This is a genomic window from Serratia sp. JSRIV004, assembly GCF_019968705.1.
Classification (GTDB): Bacteria; Pseudomonadota; Gammaproteobacteria; order Enterobacterales; family Enterobacteriaceae; genus Chania; species Chania fonticola_B.
In genome coordinates, this window is sequence record NZ_CP074140.1 from 1 (window position 1) to 23,223 (window position 23,223).

Below are 23,223 nucleotides of genomic sequence, written 5' to 3' on the forward strand. Positions count from 1 at the left end.
GTGTCACTTTCGCTTTGGCAGCAGTGTCTTGCCCGATTGCAGGATGAGTTACCTGCCACAGAATTTAGTATGTGGATACGCCCATTGCAGGCGGAACTGAGTGACAATACCCTGGCGCTGTATGCGCCCAATCGCTTTGTGCTGGATTGGGTTCGCGATAAGTACTTAAACAATATCAATGGCCTGTTGAATGATTTCTGCGGTACGGATGCGCCGCTGTTGCGTTTTGAGGTGGGCAGCAAGCCACTGACACAAACCCTCAGCCAGCCCGTAATGGCCAGCGTCAACAGCGCTCCGGTAGCCCCGGTGGTGCGCACGGCTGCACCGTCCCGCCCAAGCTGGGACAACGCGGCACCGCCGCCTGAGCTGTCCTATCGTTCCAACGTCAACCCCAAGCACACCTTCGATAACTTCGTTGAGGGTAAGTCTAACCAGCTGGCTCGTGCTGCGGCGCGGCAGGTGGCAGACAATCCGGGGGGCGCTTATAACCCCCTGTTCCTGTATGGCGGTACCGGCCTGGGTAAAACGCACCTGTTGCATGCGGTAGGCAACGGCATCATGGCGCGTAAGGCCAATGCCAAAGTGGTCTATATGCACTCGGAACGCTTTGTGCAGGACATGGTCAAGGCGCTGCAAAATAACGCCATTGAAGAATTCAAACGCTACTACCGCTCGGTGGATGCGTTGCTGATCGATGATATTCAATTCTTTGCCAACAAAGAGCGTTCACAGGAAGAGTTCTTCCATACCTTTAACGCCCTGTTGGAAGGTAATCAACAGATCATCCTGACCTCGGATCGCTATCCAAAAGAGATCAATGGGGTGGAAGATCGTTTGAAATCCCGCTTCGGCTGGGGCCTGACGGTGGCGATCGAGCCGCCGGAGCTGGAAACCCGCGTGGCGATCCTGATGAAAAAGGCCGACGAGAACGATATCCGTCTGCCGGGCGAAGTGGCGTTCTTTATCGCCAAACGTCTGCGTTCCAACGTGCGTGAGCTCGAAGGGGCGCTGAACCGGGTGATCGCCAACGCCAACTTTACTGGCCGCGCCATCACCATCGATTTCGTGCGTGAAGCGCTGCGGGATCTGCTGGCGTTGCAGGAAAAGCTGGTCACCATCGACAATATCCAGAAGACGGTGGCCGAGTACTACAAAATCAAAATCGCGGACCTGCTGTCTAAACGGCGTTCGCGCTCGGTTGCCCGCCCGCGCCAGATGGCGATGGCATTGGCAAAAGAGCTCACCAACCACAGCCTGCCAGAAATCGGCGATGCGTTTGGTGGCCGCGACCATACTACGGTGTTGCACGCCTGCCGGAAGATCGAGCAGCTGCGTGAGGAAAGTCACGACATCAAAGAAGATTTCTCCAATTTAATCAGAACATTGTCGTCATAGCCCATATGAAATTTATCGTTGAACGTGAGCATCTGCTAAAACCGCTGCAACAGGTGAGCAGCCCACTGGGTGGCCGCCCGACGCTGCCAATTCTGGGTAACCTGCTGCTGCAGGTGACGGAAGGTTCCCTGTTACTGACAGGGACCGATCTGGAGATGGAGATGGTGGCCCGCGTTGCCCTGTCTCAGCCCCATGAAGCGGGCGCGACGACCGTCCCCGCGCGTAAATTCTTTGATATCTGCCGTGGCCTGCCGGAAGGTGCGGAGATTACGGTGATCCTCGAAGGCGACCGTATGCTGGTGCGTTCTGGCCGCAGCCGTTTCTCGCTGTCGACGCTGCCGGCGATAGACTTCCCGAATCTGGATGATTGGCAGAGCGAGGTGGAGTTCACCTTGCCGCAGGCGACGCTAAAGCGCCTGATTGAAGCCACCCAATTTTCGATGGCTCATCAGGATGTGCGCTATTACCTGAACGGTATGCTGTTTGAAACCGAAGGGGAAGAACTGCGCACCGTCGCCACCGATGGCCACCGCCTGGCGGTGTGTTCAATGCCGATTGGCCAACAGTTGCCTACCCATTCGGTGATCGTGCCGCGTAAAGGGGTGATGGAGCTGGTCCGCTTGCTTGACGGTGGCGATACGCCGCTACGGGTGCAGATTGGTAGCAACAACATCCGCGCCCACGTCGGTGACTTTATCTTCACTTCCAAGCTGGTTGACGGCCGTTTCCCTGATTATCGCCGCGTATTGCCGAAGAACCCGGACAAAACGCTGGAAGCGGGCTGTGATCTGCTCAAGCAGGCGTTTGCTCGTGCGGCCATTCTGTCGAACGAAAAGTTCCGCGGCGTGCGCCTGTACGTCAGCCAGAACCAGCTCAAGATCACCGCCAACAACCCGGAACAGGAAGAGGCGGAAGAGATCCTCGATGTCAGCTATGATGGCACCGAGATGGAAATTGGTTTCAACGTCAGCTATGTGCTGGACGTGCTGAACGCGCTCAAGTGTGAAGATGTGCGCCTGCTGCTGACCGATTCCGTCTCCAGCGTGCAGATCGAGGACGGTGCCAGCAAGTCCGCCGCCTACGTGGTTATGCCAATGCGGTTGTAATTTTATAAATACCGTTTCGGTAAAGAGATGGCATGGCATTAACGCGTTTACTGATTAAAGATTTCCGCAATATCGAAGCTGCCGATCTGGCGCCTGCACCGGGGTTTAACTTCCTGGTGGGGGCCAACGGCAGCGGCAAGACCAGCGTGCTGGAGGCGGTTTATACCCTTGGTCATGGGCGCGCGTTTCGCAGCCTGCAGGCCGGGCGAGTGATCCGCCACGATCAGCCGGAGTTTGTGTTGCATGGCCGGATCGAAGGCAGCGGGCGCGAATTATCGGTAGGACTGAGTAAAAGCCGTCAGGGTGACAGCAAAGTGCGCATCGATGGCAGCGATGGCCATAAGGTGGCAGAGCTGGCACAGCTATTGCCTATGCAGTTGATCACCCCCGAAGGTTTTACCCTGCTTAATGGCGGGCCGAAGTATCGGCGTGCCTTCCTGGACTGGGGTTGTTTTCATAATGAACCCGGTTTTTTCACCGCCTGGAGCAACCTGAAAAGGTTACTGAAGCAGCGCAATGCCGCGCTGCGCCAGGTCAATCGCTATGCGCAGATCCGCGCCTGGGATCAGGAACTGATCCCGTTGGCCGAGCGTATCAGCGAGTGGCGGGCAGCTTACAGCGATGCAATTGCCGCGGATATCACCGCGACCTGCGCGCAGTTTTTGCCCGAATTTGCCCTGAGTTTCTCTTTCCAGCGCGGCTGGGACAAAGAGAGCGACTACGGAGAGCTGCTGGAGCGCCAGTTTGAGCGCGACAGGGCGTTAACCTATACCGCGGTGGGGCCGCATAAAGCGGACTTCCGCATTCGTGCCGAAGGTACGCCGGTAGAGGATTTGTTATCGCGCGGTCAGCTTAAACTGCTGATGTGCGCATTGCGCTTGGCGCAGGGTGAGTTTCTCACCCGCCAGAGCGGGCGGCGTTGCCTGTATCTGATTGATGATTTTGCCTCCGAGCTGGACACCGGCCGTCGCCGGTTGCTGGCCGATCGCCTGAAAGCCACCCAGGCACAGGTTTTTGTCAGTGCGGTAAGCGCTGAACAAGTAACCGACATGATGGGTGAAAAGGGCAAGATGTTCCGCGTGGAACAAGGTAAAATAGAGGTTCAACCACAGGACTAAAATGAGCGAGAAACGTTGATGTCGAATTCTTATGACTCCTCAAGTATCAAGGTATTAAAAGGGCTGGATGCGGTACGTAAGCGTCCGGGCATGTATATCGGTGATACTGATGACGGCACCGGTCTGCACCACATGGTATTCGAGGTCGTGGACAACGCTATCGACGAAGCACTCGCTGGCCACTGTAGCGACATTCAGGTGACGATCCACGCCGACAACTCCGTCTCGGTGCAGGATGATGGCCGTGGTATCCCAACCGGTATCCACGAAGAGGAAGGGGTGTCTGCGGCACAGGTCATCATGACCGTACTGCACGCCGGCGGTAAGTTTGACGACAACTCCTATAAGGTTTCCGGCGGTCTGCACGGCGTGGGCGTTTCTGTTGTTAACGCCCTGTCAGAAAAGCTGGAACTGGTGATCCGCCGCGAAGGCAAGGTCCATGAGCAAACTTACAAGCATGGCGAACCACAGGCCCCGCTGAAAGTCGTCGGTGAAACCGACCAGACAGGTACTACCCTGCGCTTCTGGCCGAGCTTCCAGACCTTTACCAATAACATCGAGTTTGAGTACGACATCCTGGCCAAGCGCCTGCGTGAACTGTCGTTCCTCAACTCGGGCGTCTCTATTCGCCTGAAAGACAAGCGCAACGACAGAGAAGACCACTTCCATTACGAAGGGGGTATCCGTGCGTTTGTGGAATACCTGAACAAGAACAAGACGCCGATCCACCCAACGGTGTTCTACTTCTCAACCGTGAAAGACGATATCGGTGTGGAAGTGGCGCTGCAGTGGAACGATGGTTTCCAGGAAAACATCTACTGTTTCACCAACAACATCCCGCAGCGTGATGGGGGGACTCACCTGGCCGGCTTCCGTGCCGCGATGACCCGTACCCTGAACACCTACATGGATAAAGAAGGCTACAGCAAAAAGTCCAAAATAAGCGCCACCGGTGACGATGCGCGTGAAGGCCTGATTGCCGTGGTTTCGGTGAAAGTGCCCGATCCTAAATTCTCTTCCCAGACCAAAGACAAGCTGGTGTCTTCGGAAGTGAAAACGGCGGTCGAATCTCTGATGAACGAGAAGCTGGTGGATTACCTGATGGAAAACCCAGCGGACGCCAAGATCGTGGTCGGTAAAATCATCGATGCGGCCCGTGCTCGTGAAGCGGCGCGTAAAGCGCGTGAAATGACCCGCCGTAAAGGCGCGCTGGATTTGGCTGGCTTGCCAGGCAAATTGGCGGACTGTCAGGAACGTGACCCGGCGTTGTCCGAACTCTACCTGGTGGAAGGGGACTCCGCGGGCGGCTCAGCCAAGCAGGGCCGTAACCGTAAGAACCAGGCAATCTTGCCGCTGAAAGGGAAAATCCTCAACGTTGAGAAAGCCCGCTTCGACAAGATGCTGTCCTCACAGGAAGTTGCCACGCTGATCACCGCGCTGGGCTGCGGCATTGGCCGTGACGAATACAACCCGGACAAACTGCGTTATCACAGCATCATTATCATGACCGATGCCGACGTCGACGGCTCGCACATCCGTACGCTGCTGTTGACCTTCTTCTATCGTCAGATGCCGGAAATCATCGAGCGTGGCCATGTGTATATTGCCCAGCCGCCGCTGTACAAGGTGAAAAAAGGCAAGCAGGAGCAGTACATCAAAGACGACGAAGCGATGGATCAGTATCAGATCTCCATCGCCCTCGACGGCGCGACCCTGCACACCAACGGTTCTGCACCAGCCTTGGCGGGTGAGCCGTTAGAGAAGCTGGTGGCTGAACATTACGCCGTGCAGAAGCAGATTGGCCGGATGGAACGCCGTTACCCGCGTGCGTTACTGAACAACCTGATCTACCAGCCAACCTTGAACGAAGACGATCTGAGCGACCGTGCCAAGGTGGAAAGCTGGATCGAATCGCTGGTGAAATTGCTCAACGATAACGAGCAGCACGGTAGCAGCTACAGTTCTGTGCTGGTTGAAAACCGTGAACGCCAGATGTTCGAACCGGTGCTGCGTATCCGTACCCATGGTGTTGATACAGACTACCCGCTGGACTTTGAATTTATCCGCGGTGGTGAATACCGCAGGATCTGTGCGTTGGGCGAAAAACTGCGCGGCCTGCTGGAAGAAGATGCCTATATCGAACGTGGCGAACGTCGCCAGCCGGTAGACAGCTTCGAACAGGCGTTGGAGTGGCTGGTGAAAGAGTCGCGCCGTGGCCTGTCGGTCCAGCGCTATAAAGGGCTGGGCGAAATGAACCCGGACCAGCTGTGGGAAACCACCATGGATCCCGATCAGCGGCGTATGCTGCGCGTAGCGGTGAAAGACGCTATTGCGGCCGATCAGCTGTTCACCACCCTGATGGGCGATGCGGTTGAACCACGCCGTGCCTTTATCGAAGAAAACGCCCTGAAAGCGGCGAATATCGATATCTAACGCCTTATTTGGCTATTAACAATCCGCGCCGGTTCGCCCGCGCGGATTTTTTTATGCCGTTTTTAGCACTAACAAGGCAAGCTGAAACGCGTTAGCATGAGAAAAAACCACTGGGAGACGCTCGAATGGCTATTGAACTGATTGCAATTGATATGGACGGTACGCTGCTCAATCCGCAGCACCAGATTACGCCCGCGGTAAAGCAGGCTCTGACCGCCGCGCGCGCTAAAGGCGTGCATGTGGTACTGGCTACCGGGCGGCCATATGTCGGCGTGCAGGACTATCTGCGTCAGTTGGATATTCAGGGGGAGGGCGATTTCTGCATCACTTATAACGGTGCTCTGGTGCTGAAGGCGACGGACGGGGCCTGCGTGCTGCAAGAAACGCTCGGCTTTGACGATTACCTCTATTTTGAGCAGTTGGCACGGGAGTTTGGCGTACATTTCCACGCCTTTGATTTCGATACCCTCTACACGCCAAATAAAGACATTGGCAAATATACCGTCCATGAATCGCAAATGACCGGTATCCCGCTGAAATACCGCAGCGTGGAAGAGATGGATCGCACCATGCGCTTCCCGAAGGTGATGATGATTGATGAGCCAGAGTTGCTGGATAGCGCGATAGCCCGCTTGCCCGCAGAGGCCTGGGATCGCTACACCATTATGAAAAGCGCCCCTTACTTCCTGGAGATCCTGCACAAGAATGTTGATAAGGGCGCGGGCGTCAGAATGCTGGCCGAGCATTTGGGCGTCAAGCAGGAAAACGTGATGGCGTTAGGCGATCAGGCTAATGATATTGCGATGGTCGAGTATGCCGGGCTGGGCGTGGCGATGGGCAATGCTATTGCAGAATTAAAGGAAATTGCCCAGCACGTGACCGGCACCAATACCGAAGACGGCGTCGCACTGGCCATTGAGAAGTTTGTGCTGAACGTTTAATGTCTGCCAGCCCCCTTCCCTGGGGGCTTAAGATGCTTCCACGTAAATCAGGTATGGCTGATGGCCTGCTGGTGTTATTTCTTTACTGAAATAACTAAGTCGCTCCTAAAAGAATATTTGTAGTGAGTTCATGTTTTATTAATATAAATTTTCGCGTTAATTAATTGCATTAATTTAAATGGTATAAATAAAAATTATTTTTGCGATCTGTATTTTTTATTGTATTTTAAATGACGAAATAGCTATTTATCACATCATCTTTCATTTTAGCTTACTCACTATATTGCAAAACAACTAATAAAGTTTGTTAGGAGATAATATGAAAAAAATTATAATATCATCATTGGCTTATATTGCCTTGACGCAAATATCCTTTGCCGCCAGAGACGTGACGACGGCACCGGATTTCTACTATCTTAAGGAAGCGCAGTCTATTGATAGCCTCTCCTTATTGCCCCCGCCACCGGCCGTTGACAGCATCGACTTCCTCAATGACAAAGCTCAGTATGACGCCGGTAAGTTGCTGAGGAATACGCCAAGAGGCAAGCAAGCTTATAACGATGCGCAGATTTACGGCGATGGCATACCACTGGCATTTTTCAACGCCTTCGGCATGGAAATAACACGCAAGAAAACGCCAGAGTTATATCGCCTGGTAACCAAAATGCGTGAGGATACCGGTGATTTGGCGACCCGCAGCGCCAAGGAGCATTATATGCGGACCCGGCCTTTTGCTTTTTATCATCAGGCGACCTGCCGCCCGGAAGAAGAAAGTGTGCTATCAACCAACGGTTCCTACCCTTCTGGCCATACGAGTATCGGTTGGGCTACTGCACTCGTGCTGGCGGAGATCAATCCTGCTCGCCAAGGGGAGATCCTCAAACGGGGTTATGAGATGGGGCAAAGCCGCGTGATTTGCGGCTATCATTGGCAGAGTGACGTTACCGCCGGGCGCCTGGTTGGGGCGGCTATCGTGGCACGTTTACACGCCGAGCCAACGTTTGTTGACCAGTTACAAAAAGCCAAGGCTGAATACCTGCGATTAGCAAAAGCGCCTTAAACCTGGGTGGTGTGAAACAGCCAGGCCGATCGGGTACTATGGCGGTTCTATGCCAGCCGGTATACAGGAGCCGCCATGAGCCATCAGGAACGACAGCTGACTTTTGATCCGCGAGGTCATCAACTCACCAACATTAATGTCTGGACGCCGTGCGGCCAATGGCTGGCATATGATGTACGGCCAAGCGGTGCATCCTTTACCGGGCTGAGTATTGAACGGGTGAACGTTGCCAGCGGTCAGGTGGAGGTGGTTTATCGGGCGCAGCATGGAGCCCATGTCGGCGTGGTGACGGTGAGCCCGGATGCGCCAGCGCGCTACGCGTTTATCCATGGGCCGGAACACCCAGACAGCTTCTGGCATTATGACTTCCACCATCGCCGTGGCGTGATCGTCAGCGAGCCGGATCGTGAATTGGCGATCACCCTGGACGCATTGGACATTACCGCCCCCTATACCCCAGGTGCGCTGCGTGGCGGCACCCACGTGCATGTCTTCAGCCCAGAGGGTAGCCGTCTGAGCTTCACCTATAACGACCATGTGATGCATGAACTCGATCCCGCACTGGATTTGCGTAACGTTGGCGTAGCGGTGCCGTTGCAAGGGGTAAATCCCCCCAAGCAGCACCCACGTGAATACGACGGAAGCCATTATTGCGTACTGGTCAGCGCAACCACGCCAACCCCGCAACCGGGCAGCGATCAAATCAATCGGGCTTATGAAGAAGGTTGGATTGGCCTGCAAGGTTATAGCAAACCCGATGGCAGTCGCCAGCGTTGGGCGTTGGCGTTTATCGGCGATACCCTCTCGCCGCAGGGGAAAAAGTTGCCGGAAGTGTTTGTGGTAGATTTACCTGAAAACGATGCCGACTATGCCAAAGCCGGGGAGGCTCCCTTGCAGGGAACGGCAACGACCTTACCTGCGCCACCGTTAGGCGTTCGACAACGGCGGTTAACCTATACCGGCCAACGCAACTATCCTGGGGTTGCCACCACGCCACGTCATTGGTTGCGGAGTTCGCCAGACGGCAGGGCCATCGCCTTCCTGATGCAAGACGATCGGGGCATAGTGCAACTGTGGACTGTTTCCCCCAATGGCGGGGAGGCGAATCAGGTGACACAATCGGATCACAGCATCCAGTCGGCCTTCAGTTGGCATCCGCAGGGGGGCAAGATTGCGCTGGTGTGTGATAACAGCGTGATGCTGTGCGATATCGCCAACGGCAATATGCAGCGCCTGACCAAACGGACTACGCAACCACCACTGGGGGACGCCGTGGTGTTCTCACCAGATGGCAAACAGGTGGCCTTTATGCGTGAAGTCGCCGGATTTAACCAGATTTTTGTGGTGGCGGTTTAACTACAACCCGGCCGGTGCTGGCGAGGTTGCCATGCCCTGGCCTGGATTGCCGCTGACAGCCAGATTTCGTTCTTCATCATGCTGGATACGGGCTTTGGGTGAGGCTGCCGCTTTATCGCTGCCAGAACGCAGGTAGTCGTAAGGCAGCAAAATGGTGTCCATCGCCGCCGACAGGGGCAGGTCGATCGCCAGCAGGGGCATCATGGCCCAACTGGTATCTTCGCTCTTCATCATATCGACATTGGCGCGCGTACCGGAGTAATAACCCTGGTCGGCCCCGGTGTGGCTGGCTACGCTGGAGCAACCGTTAGTGGTCAGCAGCAGGCAACCGGTCGCTATCATTTTTTTTATTGGTTTCATTCGTCCATCCTGAGGGGAGACATCCCCTGAAATTTGCTGATTTATAACATCCAGCCAAAGCATTGAAAGATGCAACATTCCGCACTGTGGCGGCTATCTCACTTTGAGTGTATGTGATAAACAAATTTTCGCCGTTTCCATTGGCAATTATTTCATCATCACCAGTTGAAATGTGGAAAGCAAACCCCATCTTCTTTACAAGGCCAAATTAAGAATTTGCCGTAAGGGAATTCAAGCCTTATAGCCTGTCCATGATGGAAGGCTTCATTATCAACCTCGCTGAAGTGCCTTAGGAGGCTGTTTTATGCGCAACTTTGATCTTTCCCCGCTGTACCGTTCCGCGATCGGTTTTGATCGTCTGTTCAACGCCCTTGAGGCTGGCCAAAGCCAGGGTAACGGTGGCTATCCGCCGTATAACGTTGAGCTGGTTGATGAAAATCATTACCGCATTGCCATCGCGGTGGCCGGGTTTGCCGAGCAGGAACTGGAGATCACCACGCAAGACAATCTGTTGATTGTGCGCGGGGCTCACACCAACGAACCTGCTGAGAGAACCTATTTATATCAAGGCATTGCCGAGCGTAACTTTGAACGCAAATTCCAGCTGGCCGAGCATATTCAAATTAGAGGCGCCAAACTGGAAAACGGCCTGCTGTATATCGATCTGGAACGTATCGTGCCGGAAACGTTAAAGCCGCGTCGGATCGAAATTAAGTAATTGTTGTTGTATCACCGTGCCTGCCGTTAGGGGGCAAACTTTAAACCTCGCTTCTTGGAAGGAGAGTATTATGCGTAACTACGATTTATCCCCACTTCTGCGTCAATGGATCGGTTTTGACAAGCTGGCCAGTTCAATGGGAGGCCAGGAGCCACAAGGGTTCCCGCCCTATAACATTGAGAAAAGCGACGATAACCACTATCGCATTTCCCTGGCGTTAGCCGGGTTCAAACAAAGCGAACTGGATATTGAAGTGGAAGGCCCGCGCCTGACCGTGCGTGGCAACCCCACACCGCCGGAAAAACAGGTGGAGTATCTGCATCAGGGGCTGGTGTGCAAAGAGTTCAGCCTGACCTTTACCCTGGCAGAGCACCTGCAGGTGTCCGAAGCCAAATTTGAAAACGGCCTGCTGCACATCGATCTGGTACGCCACGTGCCGGAAGCCTTGCAGCCACAACGCATCAGCATCGGTAGCACTCCGGAGCTGGAAGCCAAATAACCGGCTGAAAAAACACAAAAACTTGCGGGGGAGGTCCATTCGGGCCTCCCCCGTCGCATTCTGTGGCATACCCCACATTACCCCCCAACGCCTTATGTCAGAATCCCTATTAATTGCAGGCATTTAATCGCATACCGATTGTTAAACTTATGGTAAGGATGTGACGTATGAGTGATATCGCCCTGACCGTCAGCATGTTGGCGTTGGTGGCTATTCTCGGGTTATGGATTGGCAACTGGAAAGTGTATGGCGTGGGTTTAGGGATAGGCGGCGTCTTGTTCGGCGGCATCATCGTCGGACACTTTGCACAGACTTACCAGATCACTCTCAACGGCGACATGCTGCACTTTATTCAGGAGTTCGGTCTGATCCTGTTTGTTTACACCATCGGTATTCAGGTCGGCCCTGGTTTCTTCTCGTCCCTGCGCGTTTCCGGCCTCAAGCTCAATGGCTTCGCCATTCTGTTGGTGCTGGTGGGCGGCGTGGTGGCGGCGATTGTCCATAAGCTGTTTGCCGTGCCGTTGCCGATCATTCTCGGCGTGTTCTCCGGCGCGGTTACCAACACTCCGGCGCTCGGTGCCGGGCAGCAGATACTCACCGATCTGGGTTCCGATCCGGCGCTGGTTAACCGCATGGGGATGGGCTATGCGATGGCCTATCCGTTCGGTATCTGCGGCATTCTGCTGGTGATGTGGCTGATCCGGCTGTTTTTCCGCATCAATATCGATAAGGAAGCGCAGGAATTTGAAGACAGTCTGGGGAGCAATCGCGAACTGTTGCAGACCATGAACGTGGCGGTGCGTAACCCCAATCTACAAGGCATGGCCATCAAGAACGTACCGTTGCTCAACAGTGATGAGATCATTTGTTCGCGCCTCAAGCGCGGCGATTTACTGATGGTGCCCGCCCCGCATGAGACGCTGGAACTGGGGGATTTCCTGCACCTGGTCGGCAAGCGCGAAAAGCTGGAAAATGCCCGGCTGGTGATTGGCGAGGAAGTCGACGTATCGCTCTCCACCCGGGGGACTTCACTGCAAGTGGTTCGTGCGGTAGTGACCAACGAAAAGGTGCTGGGTAAAAAAATCCGCGATCTGGAGCTGAAGCAAAAATATGAGGTGGTGGTCTCTCGCCTCAACCGTGCCGGGGTCGAGCTGGTGGCGGGCAGCAATGTTACGCTGCAGTTCGGGGATATCCTCAACCTGGTGGGGCGGCCAGAATCCATTGAGGCGGTGGCCGCGATTGTCGGCAACGCCCAGCAGAAGCTGCAACAGGTGCAGATGCTGCCGGTATTTATCGGCATTGGCCTTGGGGTGCTGTTGGGTTCTATCCCGCTGTTTATTCCCGGCTTCCCGGCAGCATTGCGGTTGGGGTTAGCCGGTGGTCCGCTGGTGGTGGCGCTGATCCTGGGGCGTATTGGTAGCATCGGTAAGCTGTACTGGTTTATGCCGCCAAGTGCCAACCTGGCGCTGCGTGAACTGGGTATCGTGCTGTTCCTGGCTGTGGTTGGCCTGAAGTCGGGTGGCAACTTTGTCGATACCCTGCTGCATGGCGATGGGCTGGCGTGGGTCGGTTACGGGGCACTCATCACCTTCATACCGCTGATCAGCGTAGGTATTCTGGCTCGGGTAGTGGGTAAGATGAACTACCTGACGCTCTCCGGTATGCTGGCGGGCTCAATGACCGATCCCCCGGCGTTGGCCTTTGCCAATGGCCTGCACCCTACCAGCGGCGCTGCAGCGCTCTCTTATGCCACGGTCTATCCGTTGGCGATGTTCCTGCGCATTATGTCACCGCAGCTGTTGGCGGTGCTGTTCTGGGCAATGTAGCCTGCAAAAAGGGGCTCCGCTTGCGGAGCCCCAAGATACTGCTGACAAAATCTCAACCGGCTACGCTTCCTGGTGGGCGCGCTCAACCTCTTCGGCCAGGATCATCACGCCACGCTCAATATCTTCCGGATTAGGCACATAGTTCATGCGCATACATTGATGCGTATGCGGCCATTCATGCTCCAATCCCGGGAAGAAGTAGTGGCCAGGCACCATCAATACGCCACGCTTTTTCAGCCGTTGATACAGCAGCTCGGTGGTGATGGGCAGATCCTTGAACCACAGCCAGAGGAAGATAGCCCCTTCCGGTTTATGGATCAGGCAGCGCTCCGGCGACAGGTAACGGCGAATAATGCCGATGGTCTGCTCGACCCGCTGCTTGTAGAACGGGCGGATCACCTCGTTGGATAAACGCAGCAGATCGCCGCGCTCAATCATCTCCGTGGCCAGCGCCGGGCCAATGCTGCCTGGGGACAGGCTGATAATGCCGTTCATATTGGTCAGCGCGGTAATGACCTTCTCGTCGGCAATCACGATGCCACAGCGTGAGCCAGGCAGACCCAACTTGGACAAGCTCATGCACAGGATGATGTTCGGGTTCCACAGCGGCGTGGCTTCGCTGAAGATAATGCCGGGGAACGGCACGCCGTAAGCGTTATCGATCACCAGTGGGATATCACGCTGTTGCGCCAAGAGATCGAGCTTCATCAGCTCTTCGTCGGTGATCACGTTACCGGTCGGGTTGGTGGGGCGCGATACGCAGATCATGCCGATGTCGTCACCGATGTTCAGATGCTCAAAATCGACGTGATACTTGAACTGGCCGTCTGGCAGCAGCTCGATATTGGGTTTGGCAGAGACAAACAGCCCTTCATCCAGTCCGGAATCGGCATAGCCAATATATTCTGGCGCCAGCGGGAACAGCACGCGGCGGCGAGTGCCGTCGGCGTAACGGCCAGCGAACAGGTTAAACAAGTAGAAAAACGCGCTCTGGCTGCCATTTGTCAGTGCAATATTCTGTGGCTCGATCTGCCAGCCAAGCTCTTCCTGCAGCATAGTGGCCAGCGCTTTCAGCAGGGCGTCTTTGCCTTGCGGGCCGTCGTAGTTGCACAGTGCCTCGGTCAGCTTGCCCTGATCGAGCATCTCCTGGCACAGCTGTTTGAAGTAGCTGGCCATCTCTGGGATCTGCGCCGGGTTACCGCCGCCAAGCATGATGGCACCTGGCGTGCGCAGGCCTTCGTTCAGATCGTCCATCAAGCGGGTGATGCCCGCGTAACGGGTAAATTTGTCGCCGAAAAGTGAAAAATTCATAGCTGCTGCAATATGGTTGTAAGCGGGTAGACGCCCACCATACCGCCAGATAAAAGCGGGTGCAATGCGGCTGATATCTTACCCGCCGGGCATAGATGTCGCTCGGCGGGCTTTTTACAGCATAACGCGCTGAATTATTGTGACCGATCGCCAGCCCACACCACCATCACCTTATCACCCCCATGTTGGCGACTAAAGGCATAGTAATGAGGCGTTTGCTGGGATTGCTGCGTACCGGCACCGACTGCCGGGTGGCGCTCGCGGAACTGGCCTAGCCGCTGCCAATGTGCCAACAACGGCGCTTTGGCTCCTTGCAGTTCACCCCAGTTCATATCCGAGCGCGTGCCTTGTAAAGGATCGGAACCGGTAGGGCCAAACGGCCGGCCACTCTCATCACCGTAATAAATCTGTACCGCGCCCGGAGCCAATAGCAGCAGGTCTGCTGCTCGTTGCTGCAAAGGCAACGAACCTTTGGCATCGCTGGCGAAGAACAGGCGAGTGTCGTGCGAGGAAATATAGCTCAGCACGTTGAAGCCCAGCAGCTTGTCCGCCATTTGCTGATAGGTGGCATCGATATTGGAGAAGCAGCCCAGCGCCTGCGAGGCCTGATCCTGAAAATCGAAGTTGATCATCGCATCGAAGCCGTGCTGGTAATAGTCGCTTTTCATCACCCCGTGGCCCCAGGCTTCACCGGTCATCCAGAACGGCGCGTTATCCAGTGCCTGCTTGGGATTAGCCGCTTTCCACTCTGCCAGCGCCTCGGTGGCACGCTGCTTTAGCAGGTCCAGCGTGGGTTTATCGACGTGCTTGGCGGTATCAACGCGGAAACCGTCAATGCCGTAGTCGCGCACCCATTGGCTGAGCCAGGCCGTCAGATAATCGCGGGTGGTGGCCCCTGGGATTTCGCGCGCGGCGGTATCAGATTTATGGCGGAAGAACAGCGGTAGGCCGCTGGCTCCTGGCGCTTCAGTTTTGATGTCCGGAAGGAAAGCCAGTGACATGGTCAGGTCGTCGAAGCCCGGTGAGTCGTAATCGCCGATATCGGTGCGGATCCAGTTTTTTCCCCACCATTGGCTCCAGCCTGCCTTATCGCTGAAGTTGATGTAGTCGTTAAAGCTGTGCCAGCTCTGGCCAGGCCCAGGTTGCCAATCGCCCCAGTTTTTGCCGAGGGTTTTTGCGGCTTCGTCACTCTTCAGGTACAGCGAGCCGAACTGAAACTGCTGCATATCGGCCAGCGTGGCATAGCCGACGTGATTCACCACCACGTCAAACAGGATGCGGATCCCACGTTGATGTGCTTGCTCCACCAGATTACGCAGATCCTGCTCGTTGCCCATATTGGCATCGAGCTTGGTCCAGTCCTGGTGGTAGTAACCGTGGTAGGCATAATGCGGGAAATCCCCTTTGGTTCCGCCGCCGACCCAGCCGTGGATCTGTTCCAACGGGGAACTGATCCACAGGGCGTTGACCCCCAGCTGTTGCAGATAATCCAGTTTTTTCGTCAACCCGGCGAGGTCGCCGCCGTGGAAGGTGCCGATCTCCTGCATGCCGTCGCCGTGGCGGCCATAGCTGTGATCGTTGGCTGGGTTGCCGTTTTCAAAGCGATCGGTCAGCACGAAATAGACCGTGGCGTTGTGCCAGTTGAAAGCCGCCTGTGGCGGCGTATTGGCTGACTCTAGCAATAGCAGACCCCCGCTGTTGGCCGCCGGTTGCAGGGTGACCTGGCCCTGAACTACCGTGGCGATCTGGCCGGAGTAAAAATCGCGCACCGTTTCGCCTTCGGCAAAGGTGTCCTTCACCGCGATCGTGATCGGCTGGCCATCCCAGCGTTGGCAGGTACGGGCCACGGCGGCGACGGTTTTTTCCGGTTCGGCCTTCAGGCTGAGCTGCAAGGTAGGCGTACCGCTGCGGGTATCGATCCGCACCTGATAATCACCATCGCGAAATAGCCGCCAGTTGACCGGCTCGCTATCGCTACAGGGTTGCAGCGACAATGTCTGGTTCAGCTTAACCGCGTCACTGGGCTGCCAGCACTGTTGGTTCTGATACAGCCGCAGCGGCAGTTGGCCTTTGGCCAGGGTAGCCTGGCTGGTAAATAAACCGCTGGCGGATTCGCTGAAGGCCGGGAAGCTTTGCAGCGTCCAGTTGGCCAGCGCTGCGGGTGAAAGCAGCATCAGCAGGGGAAGGGTCAGGCGTTTCATGGCTCTCCTTACTCGTGGCAGGAAGCGTTTTTATCGTAGGGTAACCTAGTGTGCTGGATGGAGAAAAAATCGCCTCATCCCTGGGTAAGAATTTGGGGGCGGAGGGGGAAGGGGGAGACTGCTGCTCACTCCACAGGTTCAAAATGTAGCTACATAGCGAGCCGGAGCAGTCTCATTCAGTCAAACTTATTTCTTCAGCAACTGCGGGTTAACGTAGTTTTCTGTGACCGTGCCGGTCAAGGCGGCAATCAGGTTATCCACGGCGCACTCGGCCATGCCGTAGCGAGTCTCATGGGTAGCGGAACCGATATGCGGCAAAGCGACCACGTTGGCCATTTTCAGCAGCGGCGAATCGACCGCGACCGGCTCTTGCTCGAACACATCCAATCCAGCGGCATGAATGGTACCGTCTTGTAAGGCTTCAATCAGCGCTTGCTCATCTACCACCGGGCCACGCCCCGCGTTAATCAAAATTCCGCTCTGCTTCATCTTCGCCAGCTGTTCGCGGCCAATCAGATGGAAGGTTTGCTCAGTGAGCGGCAGCGTAATGCACAGGAAGTCCGACTTGGCCAGCAGCGTATCGAGATCGCAACGGCGGGCATTGAAGCGTTGCTCTGCTTCTTCATGTGTACGGCGTGCGTTGTACAGCACCGGCATGCCAAAGCCAAAATGCGCGCGCTGCGCCAGCGCCAGGCCGATGCGGCCCATACCGAGGATGCCGATGGTTTTATGATGCACGTCAACGCCGTACCAGTCAGGCCCGATGCTGCCCTGCCATTCCCCTGCCTTGACCCGCTCAGCCACCTCGACCACCCGGCGTGCGGTGGCCAACACCAGGCTCATGATGGTATCGGCCACGGTTTCGGTCAGGACGGTTGGGGTATGCATCAACAGCACCCGGTGGGCGTTGAGCGCTGCAACGTCAAAGTTGTCATAACCGACGGAGACGGTGGACGCCGCACGCAGTTTGGGGGCGCGTTGCAAAAAGGCTTCGTCAATCTTGCCGCCGGAACCGAGGATGCCTTCGGCCTGTTGTAGCGCCTGATCGAAGGCGGCGTTGTCCAGTTGCAGACCGTCAAAGGCATGAACGGTAAAGTGCTGGTCCAGCTTGGCACGCAGGTCGGCAGGAATACGTTTGTACAACACGATTGCAGGCTTCATCAAATAACTCCATCTGGCGAACGAGATGTTCAACATAACATATTGCAGGAGAGTGAAGGGCTGAGCCCCTCACTCGCAAGATCAGGCCACCTGGGGCTGAGCTTCATTACGTGCTGGCTTGACGATCAGCGTCAGCCCCACTGAGGCCAGCAGCGCGATAGCCATGAACATATAGGAGGCCGCCGGGCTGCCGGTCGCCCCGTTGAGGTAACCGACAAACCAGGAGCCGAAGAAGGAGCCCAGCGCGCCCATGCTGTTAATCAGCGCCATAGCACCCCCGGCGACGTTTCTTGGCAGCATCTCCGGAATGATGGCGAAAAACGGACCGTAAGGCGCATACATGGCCGCACCGGCGACCACCAGCAGACCATAGGAGATCCAGAAGTGGTTCGGGCCAATGGCGTAGGAAGCGAAGAAGGCCAGCGCGCCAATCAACAACAGCGGCCAAACAAACAGCTTACGGTTCTGCATCTTGTCCGATGCCCAGGAAACCACGATCATCGCAATGGTGGCGGCCAGATAAGGTACCGACGACAACCAGCCCGCTTCAACCATCCCCATCTGCATACCGCTGCGCAGGATCGAAGGCAGCCACAGCACAAAGCCATACACGCCGATGCTCCAGGCAAAATATTGCATGCACAGCAGGATCACGTTGCGCGAGCGGAAGGCTTCGCCGTAGTTGCGTACCGCCTTGATACCTTTCTGCTCCTCGGCCAGTTGCTGTTGCAACGCCAGCTTTTCCTGATCGCTCAGCCAGCCGACCTGTGACGGTTTGTCTTTGACCAGCACCCACCAACAGAATGCCCAGATCACCGCAGGAACCCCTTCGATGATAAACATTTCACGCCAGCCAAAGGCGTGGATCAGGTAGCCAGAAACCACCGACATCCACAACACCGTGACTGGATTGCCGAGGATCAGGAAGGTGTTGGCGCGAGAGCGTTCAGACTTGGTAAACCAGTTGCTGATGTAAATCAGCATTGCGGGCATCACCGCCGCCTCCACCACGCCGAGGATAAAGCGGATCGCTGCCAGCATCGGGATATTGCTGACCATGCCGGTCAGCGAGGCGCAGCCGCCCCACAGGATCAAACACCAGAAAATCAGCTTCTTGACGCTACGGCGTTCGGCGTAGATGGCGCCGGGGATTTGGAAGAAGAAATAGCCGAGGAAAAACAGGGCACCCAGCAGGGATGACATCCCTTTGGTGATGCCAAGATCGTCATTAATCCCGGCGGCAGAGGCAAAGCTAAAGTTGGCGCGGTCCAGATAGGCCAGGCTGTAGGTGATAAACACGATGGGCATGATGTACCACCAGCGTTTGGCCGCAATAGTTGCTTTAGTCATGTGCAGAACCCTTCAGTGGAGTCTTCTCACCAGCGGTGGCTTGCAGCCATCCGCTGGGGCTTGTGCTCTCCCGGCGTGCCTCGGTTGTAGGGACAGAGGTGGGCGCTCATTGGAGCAAATGATTATTCCGCCAGTGCGGCACGGGTTGGCAGCCCTTCGCTGTCGCCGATGGCCTGGATGGCCAGCGAACCGATCTTGTTGCCGCGTTGTACCGCCTGGATCAGCGTTTTGCCTTCCAGCAGGGCGCTCAGCGTCCCAACCGCGAAGCCGTCTCCGGCACCGACGGTATCAACCACGTTGGTGACTTTGACCGCGGGTACCGCAGCCTGGTCGCCGGCGGCGGTTTTAAACCAGGCACCCTCTGGCCCGGTTTTGATGATCACGGCCTGTACGCCGCGCTCCAGATAGAAATCGGCGATGCCTTCCGCGGTGGATTGTCCGGTCAGGATCTGGCCCTCTTTTAACCCTGGCAGCACCCAGTCGGCCGCGCAGGCCAGCTTGTTGAGCTGTTCGATCATCAGCTCCCGGCTAGACCACAGCACTGGGCGCAGGTTGGGGTCGAAGGAGATGGTTTTGCCCAGGGCGCGCATCTCGGCGGCGGCGAAATGGCACAGCTCCAGCGACTCGGCAGACAGCGCGGCGGCTACTCCGCTCAGGTGCAGATGGCGCGCCCCGGCGAAGTAGTCACGATCGAAGTCGGCGGTGGAAAGATGGCTGGCGGCGGAGCCTTTGCGGAAATACTCTACGCTGGGATCGGTTCCATCGGTATTTTTAGATTTCAGCTGAAAACCGGTTGGGTAGCGGCCATCAACGGTGACCCGCTGGGCATTAACCCCTTCTTTCGCCAGCTGTTGCAGGGTAAAGCGTCCAAACGAGTCATTACCTACCCGGCTGACCCAGCCGACGTTCAGACCCAGGCGGGCCAGTCCGATCGCTACGTTCAGCTCGGCACCGGCGATGCGTTTGGTAAAGCTTTCAACCTCGGCCAGATCGCCAGTTTGCGCTGCGACAAACATCGCCATGGCTTCACCCAGCGTGACGACATCTAAAGAATTTTGCGTGCTCATCATGCCTGCTCCCCACGTAACATATCCACGTAATGGCGGGTTACCGCCTCCAGATCGCTGCCCTGTAGCGGGAACTCGATGCCGCGTGGTACGTCCTGCGGCAAGCGGGCCAGCACTTCACGCCAGCTACCGTCGGTATCATCCAGGGCGATGGCGCGCCAGCCGCGTGGGCCAAGGGTGGCGGCTTTAACATGGATATAGCCGACGTGTGCGGCCAGCAGATTGGCGGCGGCCAGGGCGTCTTGCCCCACCCAATGCCAGTTGGCCATGTCGAACGTCATCCCGACCGGCAACTGGCTCTCTTCCACCGCATGGAAAAAGGCGTTCATCAATGACAGGATGCCGCAGTCTGGCGTTTGATCGTTCTCGACCACCAGTTGGGTTGCGGATTGCCCCAGCGCGATTTTTAACTCGGTAAAGTCAAAGCCTGGCCGGTAGTGGCCTAAAGCGAGTTTGAGCCTACTGGCTTGCAGGATCTTCGCCTCTGCCAAAAAGGCGGGCAGATTCGGGTTCAGGGTGTGCTGTGGGGTAAACAGTGACTCAGGAGCGGAATACACGGCGGCCAGTTGGTGTTGCTGCAGGGCTTTTGCCAGAGTGGGTAAAGCGTCCAGTTCCTGCGGGGAAAGCAGTTCACGGCGGATTTCCACGCCGTCTGCGCCTGCCTGAGCGATCAGGGGTAATAACGCCGCCTGCCCCCCTAGCTGCTGTACCTTGTCGTTGCCGTAGGCGCTGGTTACTACAATAATCTGTTGCTTCATCTTTTGGCTCCTGAGGTGACCTATCACCACCGCGACTGTTATTGCCACGGTAAATGGAACCGGTTCCATTGAAAAGCAGCAGCATGCAGAATTATGATCGCAATCACGGAGTTGGCTGAAAAATAGTCGTTTGAGGACTGGTGATTCGAGTGTGGCTTAACGCTGGGTGGAGCCACGAACGATCAGCTCACCGGAGAATAGCTGCTCGCTAACGGGATCATCGAGGCCCTGGATACGCTGCACCAGCAGCTCCAACGCGGCATGTCCTATCTGGTAGGTGGGCTGTTTCAGGGTGGTGATCCCCACCCCGGCCAGTTCGGCCCAATCCAGTTCGTCAAACCCCAGCAGGCCAATATCGTTGCCCCACTGCATGCCCAGGTGGCGCATAGCGCGCGCAACTTGCAGCGTTAGGGCACCGTTGGCTGAGATCACCGCTTTGCGCATGCCGCGATGGCGGGTGTTGAAGGTCTGTAATACCGTTGCCAGCTTTTCGGCGTCGTTGAGCGGGGTTTCAGCCTGCTCGGCGGATAAATCGGGATGTTTGGCCATGGTCTGGCGAAAGGCGTGCAGACGTTCAAGCCGGGTATTCACGGTGCCAATCGGCTCACTGAGGAACAGGATCGCCTCAAACCCCTGCTGTAACAAATGCTCCGTTGCGATGGCGGTGGCCTCGTGGTTATTCAGGCCCACCACATCGCAGGCGAAATCGGGAATTTTACGGTCGATCAGCACCATTGGCAGCATCGACTGTTGCAGCATGGAGAGCGCGTCTTCTCGCATCCCTACGGCGTTCACCACAATCCCTTCCACCCGGTAGCTGCTCAGCAACTGTAGATAGTGCTGTTCCTGATTGATCTCGTTATTGGTGTTACAGACCAGCAGGGTAAAGCCATGTTGACGGCAGGCGGCTTCGATACCGCGCATCACGTCGACGGAATAGGGATTGGTGATATCGGCGATGATCAGGCCGATCAGCCGCGTTTGTCCGCCTTTCAGGCTGCGTGCCATCTGGCTTGGGCGATAGTCGAGCTGCTGGATCGCGATGTCGATACGTTGCTTGAGGGCGTCGGAGAGCAGGTGCTGTTCACCATTGAGATAGCGCGACACGCTGGTTTTGCCGGTTTGGGCGTGTTTTGCCACATCACTGATGGTGGCGCGCCCTGAGGCACGCGTTGCTTTATCACTGCTCACAGCCAATCTCCCCTGCGGTTCAATGCCAAGGAGACTAACACACCAAGCCCAAAGCCGGGAATGACCCGTGTCAGGAGGTGGCCTCCTGCGCTTTGGCCTGCGTCTGGATTTTCTTGCCGGGGCTGCTGAGGGTGAAGACAGAAATCAGAGTGACACCCAAGGCAAGGCAGCCAAGGATCAGGTAAGTGTCGGCGAACCCCATACGGTCATACAGGCTACCTGCAAAGGCAGAGAGGAAGATGGCGGCCCCCTGTTTGGCAAACTGGAAACCAATCAGATAGATCGTGGCGGAAAGGCGGGTATCAAAGTTGGCGGTGATGTACTTGAAGGAGCCGACCAGCAGGAAAGGCACTTCCAGCGCGTGCAGCATTTTCAGCATGATGACTTCCAATGCCGTTGTGGCAAAGGCGGAGCCAATAATGCGTATGGACATGATGGTGCCGGCCAGCAGCAGCGTATTTTTCGCCCCGATGCGGTTAATAATCCACGGCGAGCAGAACATGATCAGCGCATTGGCCAATTCTCCGGCGGTGGTTGCATAACCGAAGACTTCGGTACCGCGCTGGGGCGAGCTGAAGAAAGTTTTGAAGAAGTTGGCAAACTGTTGATCGAACACGTCATAGACGCAGGCTACGCCGACCACATACAGGATGAACATCCACATCTTCGGCATCCTGAACAGCGCTACCACCATCCTCAGGTTGAACTGGCTCTGGTTGGCACCCAGTTTGCCCATGACCATGGCGTTAGGATTTTCGCGCGGGTTGGCCAGGATCAGGAGTAGCATCAGTAGCACTGCGGCTCCAGAACCCATCCAAAAGACGATATCCGGATTGATGTTGAATAACACCCCGGCGGTAGACGCACAGATCCCCCAGCCGAAACAGCCAAACATCCTTGCCTTGCCGTATTCGAAGGCACTTTTGCGGCTGACTCGCTCGATATAAGCCTCAACGGCTCCCGCGCCCCCTGAAAAAGCAAATCCGATATAGGCCCCGCCCACCATGGCTCCGAGCAAGACGTTGATTTTCAATAACGGTGCAAAGACGTAGAGGAAGAAGGGGGCAAAGAAAAACAGCAACAGGGTAATCACCCAAAGCAGATGTTTTTTCAGCCCGAGCTTATCGGAAATAATGCCGAAAATGGGTTGGAAGAGAATGGCAAACAGAGACAGACAGGAAAATACCAGGCCAGTTTCGGTTTTATTCAACCCGATGACTTCAGACAGCCAGATCGGCAGAAACGGAAAGCAGGTGGCCATAATGAAAAAGTAGAGGAAAAAGAAAGCGCCAAATATCCAGAAGTTACGGTTATTTTTATAGGTACAGACGGTGGCGTTCATGGTGATTGTCCTTCCACGACGAGCTTTGGG

The 23,223-nt window shown here is 56.1% G+C and carries 19 protein-coding genes; 10 read left to right on the forward strand and 9 right to left on the reverse strand.

The window, feature by feature from the left end:
* From dnaA to KGP21_RS00035, 7 genes are all read left to right on the forward strand, one after another.
* A complete protein-coding gene (gene dnaA, locus KGP21_RS00005) occupies window positions 1-1,395 on the forward strand; it encodes a chromosomal replication initiator protein DnaA (protein WP_021181394.1) in 1,395 nt (464 codons plus the stop codon).
* Window positions 1,396-1,400: 5 nt separating this feature from the next.
* Window positions 1,401-2,501 carry a DNA polymerase III subunit beta gene (gene dnaN, locus KGP21_RS00010; RefSeq protein WP_021181393.1) on the forward strand — a complete coding sequence of 367 codons (1,101 nt, stop codon included), beginning with the start codon at window positions 1,401-1,403 and terminating at the stop codon, window positions 2,499-2,501.
* Window positions 2,502-2,533: 32 nt separating this feature from the next.
* Window positions 2,534-3,619, forward strand: coding sequence for a DNA replication/repair protein RecF (gene recF / locus KGP21_RS00015; RefSeq protein WP_021181392.1), 1,086 nt, complete (start codon window positions 2,534-2,536; stop codon window positions 3,617-3,619).
* 18 nt (window positions 3,620-3,637) lie between these two features.
* A complete protein-coding gene (gene gyrB, locus KGP21_RS00020) occupies window positions 3,638-6,052 on the forward strand; it encodes a DNA topoisomerase (ATP-hydrolyzing) subunit B (RefSeq protein WP_059199267.1) in 2,415 nt (804 codons plus the stop codon).
* Between the two features lie 125 nt (window positions 6,053-6,177).
* The gene (gene yidA, locus KGP21_RS00025) at window positions 6,178-6,993 is read left to right on the forward strand and encodes a sugar-phosphatase (RefSeq protein WP_223536735.1); all 816 of its coding nucleotides are present in this window, start codon (window positions 6,178-6,180) and stop codon (window positions 6,991-6,993) included.
* Window positions 6,994-7,312: 319 nt separating this feature from the next.
* Window positions 7,313-8,053 (forward strand): phosphatase PAP2 family protein, encoded by a 741-nt coding sequence (locus KGP21_RS00030; protein WP_223536737.1) that lies wholly within the window; start codon window positions 7,313-7,315, stop codon window positions 8,051-8,053.
* A 75-nt stretch (window positions 8,054-8,128) separates the two neighbouring features.
* A complete protein-coding gene (locus KGP21_RS00035) occupies window positions 8,129-9,409 on the forward strand; it encodes a DUF3748 domain-containing protein (RefSeq protein WP_223536739.1) in 1,281 nt (426 codons plus the stop codon).
* Here the strand turns inward: KGP21_RS00035 and KGP21_RS00040 are convergent, their stop codons facing one another.
* A complete protein-coding gene (locus tag KGP21_RS00040) occupies window positions 9,410-9,769 on the reverse strand; it encodes a YceK/YidQ family lipoprotein (protein WP_021181375.1) in 360 nt (119 codons plus the stop codon).
* A 304-nt stretch (window positions 9,770-10,073) separates the two neighbouring features.
* On the opposite strand from KGP21_RS00040, the gene ibpA reads away from it, so the two are divergent.
* From ibpA to KGP21_RS00055, 3 genes are all read left to right on the forward strand, one after another.
* Entirely contained in the window at window positions 10,074-10,487 is a 414-nt protein-coding gene (ibpA, locus tag KGP21_RS00045) for a small heat shock chaperone IbpA (RefSeq protein ID WP_021181374.1), read from the forward strand.
* A 70-nt stretch (window positions 10,488-10,557) separates the two neighbouring features.
* A complete protein-coding gene (gene ibpB / locus KGP21_RS00050) occupies window positions 10,558-10,986 on the forward strand; it encodes a small heat shock chaperone IbpB (protein ID WP_021181373.1) in 429 nt (142 codons plus the stop codon).
* A 167-nt stretch (window positions 10,987-11,153) separates the two neighbouring features.
* Window positions 11,154-12,812 (forward strand): putative transporter, encoded by a 1,659-nt coding sequence (locus KGP21_RS00055; RefSeq protein WP_071682676.1) that lies wholly within the window; start codon window positions 11,154-11,156, stop codon window positions 12,810-12,812.
* A 60-nt stretch (window positions 12,813-12,872) separates the two neighbouring features.
* Here KGP21_RS00055 and KGP21_RS00060 read toward each other — a convergent pair whose 3' ends face one another.
* The 8 genes from KGP21_RS00060 to KGP21_RS00095 all read right to left on the reverse strand — a co-directional run bounded on the left by KGP21_RS00060 (window position 12,873) and on the right by KGP21_RS00095 (window position 23,193).
* Window positions 12,873-14,123 (reverse strand): valine--pyruvate transaminase, encoded by a 1,251-nt coding sequence (locus tag KGP21_RS00060; protein ID WP_059199262.1) that lies wholly within the window; start codon window positions 14,121-14,123, stop codon window positions 12,873-12,875.
* 134 nt (window positions 14,124-14,257) lie between these two features.
* The gene (locus KGP21_RS00065; RefSeq protein ID WP_223536741.1) at window positions 14,258-16,324 is read right to left on the reverse strand and encodes an alpha-amylase; all 2,067 of its coding nucleotides are present in this window, start codon (window positions 16,322-16,324) and stop codon (window positions 14,258-14,260) included.
* Window positions 16,325-16,510: 186 nt separating this feature from the next.
* Window positions 16,511-17,485, reverse strand: coding sequence for a glyoxylate/hydroxypyruvate reductase GhrB (gene ghrB / locus KGP21_RS00070; protein ID WP_223536743.1), 975 nt, complete (start codon window positions 17,483-17,485; stop codon window positions 16,511-16,513).
* A gap of 81 nt (window positions 17,486-17,566) precedes the next feature.
* The gene (locus tag KGP21_RS00075; protein ID WP_024483300.1) at window positions 17,567-18,835 is read right to left on the reverse strand and encodes an MFS transporter; all 1,269 of its coding nucleotides are present in this window, start codon (window positions 18,833-18,835) and stop codon (window positions 17,567-17,569) included.
* A gap of 122 nt (window positions 18,836-18,957) precedes the next feature.
* On the reverse strand, window positions 18,958-19,905 hold the full coding sequence (locus KGP21_RS00080; protein ID WP_172413971.1) for a sugar kinase: 948 nt from the start codon (window positions 19,903-19,905) through the stop codon (window positions 18,958-18,960).
* Window positions 19,902-20,660, reverse strand: coding sequence for a sugar phosphate isomerase/epimerase (locus KGP21_RS00085; protein WP_223536745.1), 759 nt, complete (start codon window positions 20,658-20,660; stop codon window positions 19,902-19,904). Before KGP21_RS00085 ends, KGP21_RS00080 begins: the two co-directional genes overlap by 4 nt.
* 156 nt (window positions 20,661-20,816) lie before the next feature.
* Window positions 20,817-21,851, reverse strand: a complete 1,035-nt coding sequence (locus tag KGP21_RS00090; RefSeq protein ID WP_179248620.1) for a LacI family DNA-binding transcriptional regulator — start codon at window positions 21,849-21,851, stop codon at window positions 20,817-20,819.
* Between the two features lie 70 nt (window positions 21,852-21,921).
* Window positions 21,922-23,193, reverse strand: coding sequence for an MFS transporter (locus KGP21_RS00095; protein WP_223498654.1), 1,272 nt, complete (start codon window positions 23,191-23,193; stop codon window positions 21,922-21,924).
* Window positions 23,194-23,223 lie beyond the last annotated feature (30 nt).

Bases quoted from the DNA above. Each gene is read 5' to 3' on its own strand.
- dnaN (WP_021181393.1), top strand. From the start codon at position 1,401: ATGAAATTTATCGTTGAACGTGAGCATCTGCTAAAACCGCTGCAACAG.
- recF (WP_021181392.1), top strand. From the start codon at position 2,534: ATGGCATTAACGCGTTTACTGATTAAAGATTTCCGCAATATCGAAGCT.
- gyrB (WP_059199267.1), top strand. From the start codon at position 3,638: ATGTCGAATTCTTATGACTCCTCAAGTATCAAGGTATTAAAAGGGCTG.
- yidA (WP_223536735.1), top strand. From the start codon at position 6,178: ATGGCTATTGAACTGATTGCAATTGATATGGACGGTACGCTGCTCAAT.
- KGP21_RS00030 (WP_223536737.1), top strand. From the start codon at position 7,313: ATGAAAAAAATTATAATATCATCATTGGCTTATATTGCCTTGACGCAA.
- KGP21_RS00035 (WP_223536739.1), top strand. From the start codon at position 8,129: ATGAGCCATCAGGAACGACAGCTGACTTTTGATCCGCGAGGTCATCAA.
- KGP21_RS00040 (WP_021181375.1), bottom strand. From the start codon at position 9,769: ATGAAACCAATAAAAAAAATGATAGCGACCGGTTGCCTGCTGCTGACC.
- ibpA (WP_021181374.1), top strand. From the start codon at position 10,074: ATGCGCAACTTTGATCTTTCCCCGCTGTACCGTTCCGCGATCGGTTTT.
- ibpB (WP_021181373.1), top strand. From the start codon at position 10,558: ATGCGTAACTACGATTTATCCCCACTTCTGCGTCAATGGATCGGTTTT.
- KGP21_RS00055 (WP_071682676.1), top strand. From the start codon at position 11,154: ATGAGTGATATCGCCCTGACCGTCAGCATGTTGGCGTTGGTGGCTATT.
- KGP21_RS00060 (WP_059199262.1), bottom strand. From the start codon at position 14,123: ATGAATTTTTCACTTTTCGGCGACAAATTTACCCGTTACGCGGGCATC.
- KGP21_RS00065 (WP_223536741.1), bottom strand. From the start codon at position 16,324: ATGAAACGCCTGACCCTTCCCCTGCTGATGCTGCTTTCACCCGCAGCG.
- ghrB (WP_223536743.1), bottom strand. From the start codon at position 17,485: ATGAAGCCTGCAATCGTGTTGTACAAACGTATTCCTGCCGACCTGCGT.
- KGP21_RS00075 (WP_024483300.1), bottom strand. From the start codon at position 18,835: ATGACTAAAGCAACTATTGCGGCCAAACGCTGGTGGTACATCATGCCC.
- KGP21_RS00080 (WP_172413971.1), bottom strand. From the start codon at position 19,905: ATGATGAGCACGCAAAATTCTTTAGATGTCGTCACGCTGGGTGAAGCC.
- KGP21_RS00085 (WP_223536745.1), bottom strand. From the start codon at position 20,660: ATGAAGCAACAGATTATTGTAGTAACCAGCGCCTACGGCAACGACAAG.
- KGP21_RS00095 (WP_223498654.1), bottom strand. From the start codon at position 23,193: ATGAACGCCACCGTCTGTACCTATAAAAATAACCGTAACTTCTGGATA.